4 protein-coding genes are annotated in these 8,812 nt (G+C 70.9%); 1 reads left to right on the forward strand and 3 read right to left on the reverse strand.

The features are described 5' to 3' along the window. Positions 1–24 precede the first annotated feature (24 nt). The 3 genes from ACWGN5_RS38345 to eccD form a co-directional block, all read right to left on the reverse strand. Positions 25–2,244 carry a polyribonucleotide nucleotidyltransferase gene (locus tag ACWGN5_RS38345; protein ID WP_453523044.1) on the reverse strand — a complete coding sequence of 740 codons (2,220 nt, stop codon included), beginning with the start codon at positions 2,242–2,244 and terminating at the stop codon, positions 25–27. A gap of 283 nt (positions 2,245–2,527) precedes the next feature. Next, positions 2,528–2,818, reverse strand: a complete 291-nt coding sequence (gene rpsO / locus ACWGN5_RS38350) for a 30S ribosomal protein S15 (protein ID WP_015036567.1) — start codon at positions 2,816–2,818, stop codon at positions 2,528–2,530. Between the two features lie 201 nt (positions 2,819–3,019). Continuing rightward, the gene (gene eccD / locus ACWGN5_RS38355) at positions 3,020–4,492 is read right to left on the reverse strand and encodes a type VII secretion integral membrane protein EccD (RefSeq protein ID WP_453523045.1); all 1,473 of its coding nucleotides are present in this window, start codon (positions 4,490–4,492) and stop codon (positions 3,020–3,022) included. A gap of 227 nt (positions 4,493–4,719) precedes the next feature. Between eccD and eccCa the strand changes: the two genes are divergently transcribed. Then, positions 4,720–8,688, forward strand: coding sequence for a type VII secretion protein EccCa (eccCa, locus tag ACWGN5_RS38360; RefSeq protein WP_453523046.1), 3,969 nt, complete (start codon positions 4,720–4,722; stop codon positions 8,686–8,688). The last annotated feature ends 124 nt before the right edge of the window (positions 8,689–8,812 follow it).

Below are 8,812 nucleotides of genomic sequence, written 5' to 3' on the forward strand. Positions count from 1 at the left end.
CCGTCGCGCGGGAACTACGGGACGTCACTTGGCAGCGTCGTCCTTGTCGCCCTCGGCAGCGTCCTCGTCCGCGATCACGGGGATCAGGGAGAGCTTGCCGCGCTGGTCGATCTCGGCGATCTCGACCTGGACCTTGGAGCCGATCGCGAGCACGTCCTCGACGTTCTCCACGCGCTTGCCACCGGCGAGCTTGCGGATCTGCGAGATGTGCAGCAGGCCGTCCTTGCCCGGGAGCAGGGAGACGAAGGCACCGAAGGTGGTGGTCTTGACGACCGTACCCAGGTAGCGCTCGCCGACCTCCGGCATGGTCGGGTTGGCGATGCCGTTGATCGTGGCGCGGGCGGCCTCGGCGGCCGGGCCGTCGGCGGCACCGATGTAGATGGTGCCGTCGTCCTCGATCGTGATCTCGGCGCCGGTGTCCTCCTGGATCTGGTTGATCATCTTGCCCTTGGGGCCGATGACCTCACCGATCTTGTCCACGGGGATCTTGACGGTGATGATCCGCGGGGCGTTCGGGGACATCTCGTCCGGCGTGTCGATCGCTTCCATCATCACGTCGAGGATGTGGAGGCGGGCGTCGCGGGCCTGCTTGAGGGCCGCGGCCAGGACGGAGGCCGGGATGCCGTCCAGCTTGGTGTCGAGCTGGAGGGCGGTGACGAACTCCTTCGTACCGGCGACCTTGAAGTCCATGTCGCCGAAGGCGTCCTCCGCACCGAGGATGTCGGTGAGGGCGACGTAGTGCGTCTGGCCGTCGATCTCCTCGGAGATCAGACCCATGGCGATGCCGGCGACGGGGGCCTTCAGCGGCACACCGGCGTTCAGCAGCGACATGGTGGAGGCGCAGACCGAGCCCATGGACGTCGAACCGTTGGAGCCGAGGGCCTCGGACACCTGGCGGATCGCGTAGGGGAACTCCTCGCGGGTCGGGAGGACCGGCACGAGGGCGCGCTCGGCGAGGGCGCCGTGGCCGATCTCGCGGCGCTTGGGCGAGCCCACGCGGCCGGTCTCGCCGACGGAGTACGGCGGGAAGTTGTAGTTGTGCATGTAGCGCTTGCGGGTCACCGGGGAGAGGGTGTCCAGCTGCTGCTCCATGCGGAGCATGTTGAGGGTGGTGACGCCCAGGATCTGGGTCTCGCCACGCTCGAACAGGGCGGAGCCGTGCACGCGCGGGATGGCCTCGACCTCGGCGGCGAGCGTACGGATGTCCGTGATGCCGCGGCCGTCGATGCGGACCTTGTCCTTGATGATCCGCTCGCGGACCAGCTTCTTGGTCAGCGCGCGGTAGGCGCCCGAGATCTCCTTCTCGCGGCCTTCGAAGGCCGGGAGGAGCTTCTCGGCGGCGAGCTCCTTGATGCGGTCGAGCTCGGTCTCGCGCTCCTGCTTGCCGGCGATGGTGAGCGCCTGGGCGAGCTCGTCCTTGACGGCGGCGGAGAGCGCCTCCAGGACGTCGTCCTGGTAGTCGAGGTAGACCGGGAACTCGCCGGTGGGCTTGGCGGCCTTGGCGGCGAGGTCCGACTGGGCCTTGCAGAGGACCTTGATGAAGGGCTTCGCGGCCTCGAGACCGGCGGCGACGACCTCCTCGGTCGGCGCCTCGGCGCCGCCCTTGACCAGCTGGATGGTCTTCTCGGTGGCCTCGGCCTCGACCATCATGATCGCGACGTCGCCGTCCTCCAGGACGCGACCGGCGACGACCATGTCGAAGACGGCGTCCTCGAGCTCGGTGTGCGTCGGGAACGCGACCCACTGGCCCTTGATCAGGGCGACACGGGTGCCGCCGATCGGGCCGGAGAAGGGCAGGCCTGCCAGCTGCGTGGAGCAGGAGGCGGCGTTGATCGCGACCACGTCGTACAGGTGGTCGGGGTTGAGCGCCATGATCGTCTCGACGATCTGGATCTCGTTGCGCAGGCCCTTCTTGAAGGAGGGGCGCAGCGGGCGGTCGATCAGACGACAGGTGAGGACGGCGTCCTCGGAGGGACGGCCCTCACGGCGGAAGAAGGAGCCGGGGATCTTGCCGGCCGCGTACATCCGCTCCTCGACGTCCACCGTCAGGGGGAAGAAGTCGAGCTGGTCCTTGGGGCGCTTCGAGGCGGTGGTCGCGGAGAGGACCATCGTGTCGTCGTCCAGGTAGGCGACGGCGGAGCCGGCGGCCTGCTTGGCCAGACGGCCGGTCTCGAAGCGGATCGTGCGGGTACCGAAGGCGCCGTTGTCGATGACGGCCTCGGCGTAGTGGGTCTCGTTCTCCACTATGGGTTTCTCCTACGTGTTCGTCTTTGCGTCCTTCGGCCCGTGTGGCCGGGGACGGTGTCCGACGGGGCGGAGAAGCTCGCCTAGGGTGCGGGCCGGTCTTCGATCGAAGCACCCGGGCATTCGTTTCCGGGGGCCACTACCGAGGACCGGCGGCTGGCCGGCGGCTTCACGCTCGTCGTATGGGGTTGTGCGACCAGACTAAGTGCCGATGCGCACTTTGTGCACGTACAGCAAAGGGAGCGGCCCCCTGAAAGTGGGAACCGCTCCCTTCACGGCGTCCTTACTTGGCGCCGCCGGCCGCACCGCGACGGATGCCGAGGCGGTCGACCAGCGTACGGAAGCGCTGGATGTCCTTCTTCGCCAGGTACTGCAGCAGGCGGCGGCGCTGGCCGACCAGGATCAGCAGACCACGGCGGGAGTGGTGGTCGTGCTTGTGCTGCTTGAGGTGCTCGGTCAGGTCCGAGATGCGACGGGACAGCATCGCGACCTGGACCTCGGGGGAGCCGGTGTCGCCCTCCTTGGTGCCGAACTCGGCCATGATCTGCTTCTTGACAGCGGCGTCGAGAGCCACGCGGATCTCCTCTAGGTGTTCGTGCGCCCGCGAGTGCCCCTGGTCTGGGTCTCAGGGGAAGCTTCCGTGACTTCACGGGCGAAGGTCCGATGGGCGCAGCTTCCAGAGGCTTCCGAGTGATCTCGGGGCTTTCCGGGAGCGCGTACACAAACGGCCGTCACACAGCGTACCAGCTCGCCGGAGCGCCCCCGGGTCCCTTTTCTACTTGCTGGTGAGGGAGCGCACCCGGGTGAAGACGTCGAGGACGGCGAGGGCGAGCGGGACGAGGGAGAGCAGGACGAAGCCCTCGGCCAGGTCGAGGAGCCGGCCCCAGAAGGGCGAGAGGCCCTTCTTCGGGATGATCAGGCCGATCGCGGTGATCAGCGCGGCACCCGCGGCGACGGCGGCGGTGAGCCAGATCGTACGGATGTCGAGGCCGCCCCGGTCCCCGTACATGAGGAGGTCCTTGACCAGGTCGGCCGGCGGGTTGAGGGAGAGGCCGAGGACGAGCAGCGCGATGGCGGCGATGCCGGCGACGAGGACGCAGGCGACCTGCGAGGTGTAGCGGAAGAGGCGGGCGCGCAGCAGCATCGCGAGTCCGGCGGCGAGGGCGAGGAGCTGGCCCCAGACGTTCCCGGCGAAGCCGAGGACGGCGGCGGTGCCGACGACGACGGCCGCGCAGCCGCCGACCAGGCCGAGGAGCATCTCGTGGCCGCGGCGGGCCTGGAGCGCGATGCGCTCGCCGTCGACGGGCTGCGCCTCCTCGCCCTGCTGCGGCTCGCCGGAGAACTCGTCGTCGGCGGCGCTGCGCGGGGCGGCGTAGCCGATGGGGAGGCGGGCGAAGCGGGCGGAGAGGCCGGGCAGGAAGGCGACGAGTCCGATGGCGACGGGGGCGCAGGCGGCGGCCGCCTCGGTGGCGGTGGCCTCCGTGAGGATCATCAGGAAGGTGGCGAGGGTGCCGACGACGGCGAGGAAGGTGGCGGCCACGAAGGGGGCGTCACCGCTGGGGGTGAGCGCGACGAGGGCCACGGAGGCGACGAGGACGGTGACGCAGCCGAGCAGGAACTGCAGGCGGCCGGGGCCGTGGCCGGGGTCGGCGGCGACGATGCCGGAGCCGGCGATGAGGAGCAGCGGCAGGGCGCCGAGACCGAGGGCGACGGCGGTGGCCCGGTCCGCGTAGACGCGGGCGCGGACGCCGGCGAAGGCGGTGAGGAGGAGGCCGGCGGCGCCCGCGATGATCCCGGGGAGGCTGTGCATGTCGTGGCGGACCGGGTCGGCGAACCAGAGGACGAAGCCCATGAGGACGAGGAGCAGTACGCCGCCGACGAGTCCGGCGCCGCGCAGCAGCTCGTCGCTCCACAGGTGCCGGTCGCGGGTGACGGCGGAGGCGACGGCGTCGGACACGTCGTCGTAGACGGCCGGCGGCAGGGACTGCGCGAAGGGGCGCAGGGAGAGCACCTCTCCGTCGAGGACCTGCTGGGCGGAGAGCGTGCGGGCGCCGTCGAGGACGGATCCGTCGCGGCGGACCAGGTGGTAGCCGGTCGGGGTGCCGGCCGCCTGGGTCTGGCCGGTGAGGCGCAGGATCTCCGGGTAGACGTCGGCGACGGCGATGTCCTCGGGGAGCGCGACGTCGATGCGGCTGTCCGGCGCCACGACGGTGACGCGGCAGAAGCCGGTCGTTGCGGTCGTACTCACGTGTGTGGACCCCCTGGTTCGCGGTTGCGCCCGTCTGGATTCGCGGCCTCTCGCGATCTGATTCGCGGTTGCGCACGATGCGCGCGCCACCCTACCGGGGACGGCCGGTGGGGGCTGCAAGTAGGATCGCCGTCCCATGGGGGAAGTCCGCGCACTCGGCTGCCGACAGGGGTGGCGTGCGGATGCTCCCGCCACGAGCCCGCCTCCAACGAGGGATTGATGCGCCGGTGAGCCAGATCGTCGTCAAACGCCCGCCGAGGTCCCTTCCTCCGGAAGTGCCCGGTGAGGAACTGGTCCTGGAGTCTCCGCCGGAACTTCCGCGGGGACAGCAGGAGTCGGCGTTGATGCAGCTCCTGCCGATGCTCGGCATGGGTTCTTCCGTCGTGTTCTTCTTCATGACGCCGTCGCCGATCATGCGGATCATGGGCACGCTGATGCTGGCGTCGACGGTCGCGATGGCCGTCGCCCAGTTCGTCAGATTCCGTCGCGGTACGCAGGGGCAAATGGCCGATGTCCGCCGCGACTACCTCAAATACCTCGCGCAGACCCGGCGTACGGTCCGGCGGACGGCGCGCAAGCAGCGGGACGCGCAGCTGTATCTGCACCCCTCCCCCGAACAGCTGTGGTCGGTGGTGGCCGAGGGTTCCCGGGTGTGGGAACGACGGGTCGGCGACCATGACTTCGGGCAGGCGCGGATCGGCCTCGGCGCCCAGCAGCTGGCGACGCCGCTCGTGGCGCCGGACACGGCTCCGGTGGACGAGCTGGAGCCGCTGTGCGCGGGTGCGATGCAGCAGTTCCTCGCCGTGCACGGCACCTTGGACGGGCTGCCGATGGCGGTCTCGATGCGGGCGTTCTACCACGTGACGGTGTCGGGCGAGCCGGAGTCGGCGCAGGCGGTGGCGCGGGCGCTCGTGGCGCAGCTGGTGACGCTGCACTCCCCCGACGACCTGATGCTCGCGGTGGTGGCGGCGCGGCCCGCGCAGGAGCGCTGGGACTGGACGAAGTGGCTGCCGCACACCCAGGTGCCGGGGCAGGTCGACGGGGCCGGTACGAAGCGGCTGTTCGGCGACGACCTCGGCGAGCTGGAGAACATGGTCCGCTCGAAGCTGGACGGGCGGACCCGGTTCTCCCGGGAGAGCCCGCCGGTGCTCGACCAGCCGCACGTGGTGGTGGTCCTGGACTCCGATTCCACCCGCGGTGGTCTGGTGCCGCCGGACTCGATGCTGGCGGCCGCGGAGGGCCTCCAGGGCGTGACGATCGTGGAGGTCGTCTCCGGTGAGCTCGACGAGCCGCGCGGTGGCCTCTCGGTGGTGGTACGGCCGGGCCGGCTGCGTCTGGAGTCCGGTGGCGGTTTCGCGTACGAGGGGCTGCCGGACGGCATCTCGCTGCCGGCGGCCGAGGCGCTGGCGCGGCAGCTGGCGCCGCTGCGGATGGGCGGCGGGGACGACGACGAGCCGCTGCTCGCCAACCTGGACTTCACGGATCTGCTGAACCTGGGCGACGCGGCCTCGGTGGACGTGGCGCGGACCTGGCGGCCCCGGTCGGTGGCCGAACGGCTCCGGGTGCCGATCGGTGTCGGCGAGGACGGCGCGCCGGTCATGCTGGACCTGAAGGAGGCCGCGCAGGAGGGCATGGGCCCGCACGGTCTGTGCGTCGGCGCGACGGGTTCCGGAAAGTCGGAGCTGCTGCGCACGCTGGTGCTCGGTCTCGCGGTGACGCACTCCTCGGAGACGCTGAACTTCGTCCTCGCGGACTTCAAGGGCGGCGCGACCTTCGCGGGCATGTCGCAGATGCCGCACGTGGCGGCGGTCATCACCAACCTCGCCGACGACCTGACGCTCGTCGACCGCATGGGCGACGCGATCCGCGGTGAGCTCCAGCGGCGGCAGGAGCTGCTGCGCTCGGCGGGCAACTACGCCAACATCCACGACTACGAGAAGGCGCGGGCGGCGGGTGCTCCCCTGGAGCCGCTGGCCTCGCTGGTCCTGGTGATCGACGAGTTCTCCGAGCTCCTCACCGCCAAGCCCGACTTCATCGACATGTTCATCCAGATCGGCCGCATCGGCCGTTCGCTGGGTGTGCACCTGCTCCTCGCCTCGCAGCGCCTGGAGGAGGGCAAGCTGCGCGGCCTGGACACGTACCTCTCGTACCGGATCGGTCTGCGGACCTTCTCGGCGGCGGAGTCGCGCACGGCGATCGGCGTGCCGGACGCGTACCACCTGCCGTCGGTGCCGGGTTCGGGCTATCTGAAGTTCGGTACGGACGAGATGACCCGCTTCAAGGCGGCGTACGTCTCGGGGACGTACCGGACGGGCGGGCCGCGCCTGGAGATCGGGCAGATGCCCGTGGAGCGGCGCCCCGCGCTGTTCACGGCGGCGCCGGTGCCGGTGGTGTACGCGGCGCCGGACCCGGCCTATCTGACGGCGCAGCGCAGCGACGAGGACGACGCGCTCGCGGACACCGTCCTCGACGTGATCGTGCGGCGTCTGGAGGGCCAGGGGGTGCCGGCGCACCAGGTGTGGCTGCCGCCGCTCGACCAGGCGCCCTCGCTCGACCAGCTGCTTCCGGGGCTCGCGCAGACCGCGGACCGGGGGCTCACGGCGACGGAGTACACCCGTCAGGGCGCGCTGACCGTGCCGCTCGGACTCATCGACAAGCCGTTCGAGCAGCGGCGCGAGGTGCTGTACCGGGACTTCTCGGGCGCGGCCGGTCACATGATGGTGGTCGGCGGTCCGCAGTCCGGCAAGTCGACGATCATGCGGACGCTCGTCTCCTCGTTCGCGCTCACCCACACGCCGGCCGAAGTGCAGTTCTACTGCCTGGACTTCGGCGGTGGCGGCATGGTGTCGCTGGCCGATCTGCCGCACGTCGGCGGGGTGGCGTCCCGGCTCGACCCCGAGCGGGTGCGCCGGACCGTCGCGGAGGTCATGGGCGTGCTGAACCGGCGGGAGGAGTTCTTCCGCGCGCACTCCATCGACTCGATCGCGACCTACCGGCGCAAGCGGGCGGCGGGCGAACTGCCGGGCGAGGCCTGGGGCGACGTCTTCCTGATCGTGGACGGCTGGGGCAGCTTCCGCAACGACTACGACATGCTGGAGCCGATCGTCTCCGACATCGCCGCGCGCGGTCTGGGCTACGGCATCCACGTGGTGATCACCGCCGCCCGGTACATGGAGGTGCGGGCGGCGCTCAAGGACCAGATGCTGGGCCGGCTGGAGCTGCGGCTCGGTGACGTCATGGACTCCGAGTTCGACCGGAAGGTCGCGGCGAACGTGCCGACCGGTGTCCCGGGCCGCGGCCAGGTGCCGGAGAAGCTGCACTTCATGGGGGCGCTGCCGCGGATCGACGGGTCGAGCTCCTCGGCCGATCTGGCGGACGGCACGGCGGCGTTCGTCCAGGCCGTGAAGGCGAGCTGGACGGGGGCCCCGGCGCCGGCGGTGCGGCTGCTGCCGCGCAAGCTGCCGGCGGAGCAGCTGCCGAAGGGCTTCGAGTACCCGCAGCACGGCATCGCGATCGGCATCGACGAGACGAACCTGGAGCCGGTGTTCGTCGACTTCGAGTCGGATCCGTTCTTCCTGATCTTCGGCGAGAGCGAGTCCGGCAAGACGGCGCTGCTGCGGCTGATCGCCAAGCAGCTGTGCGAGCGGTACTCGCCGGAGCAGGCGCGGATCGTGGTGGGCGACTACCGGCGGACGATGCTGGAGGCCGTGGCGCCCTCGCACCTCCTGGAGTACGCGCCGATGGCCTCGGCCATGCAGATGCACATGGACGCGGTGAACACCGTGATGACGAAGCGGGCGCCGAAGCCCGACATCACGCCGCAGCAGCTGCGCGACCGCAGCTGGTGGTCCGGTCCGCAACTGTTCGTCCTGGTCGACGACTTCGAGCTGGTGGCCACCAACTCGGGGAACCCGCTGGCGGTCCTGGTGGAGAACCTGCCGTTCGCGCGGGACGTCGGCATCCGGTTCATCGTGGCGCGCAGCCAGGCGGGTGCCTCCCGGGCGATGTACGAGCCGTTCATGCAGCGGATGCGGGAGCTGGGCGCGCAGGGCGTGATCCTCTCCGGCGATCCGCAGGAGGGCGACATCCTCGGCAGCGTCCGGGCGCGCCCGATGCCTCCGGGCCGGGGCACGTTCGTCTCGCGCAAGCGCGGGACGCCGCTGGTGCAGCTGGGCTGGCTGCCCGAGCAGCACTGAGCTGCTCGAACAGCCCTGAGCGGAGCGGGGGCGCCCCCCCCGTTGGGGGGGGGCGCCCCACCACCCCCCCCCGGAAACCCCCGGACCCCCCCCCCCACACACCCCCCCCCGCCCCCAACCCCCC

This window comes from Streptomyces sp. NPDC055815, from assembly GCF_053616475.1.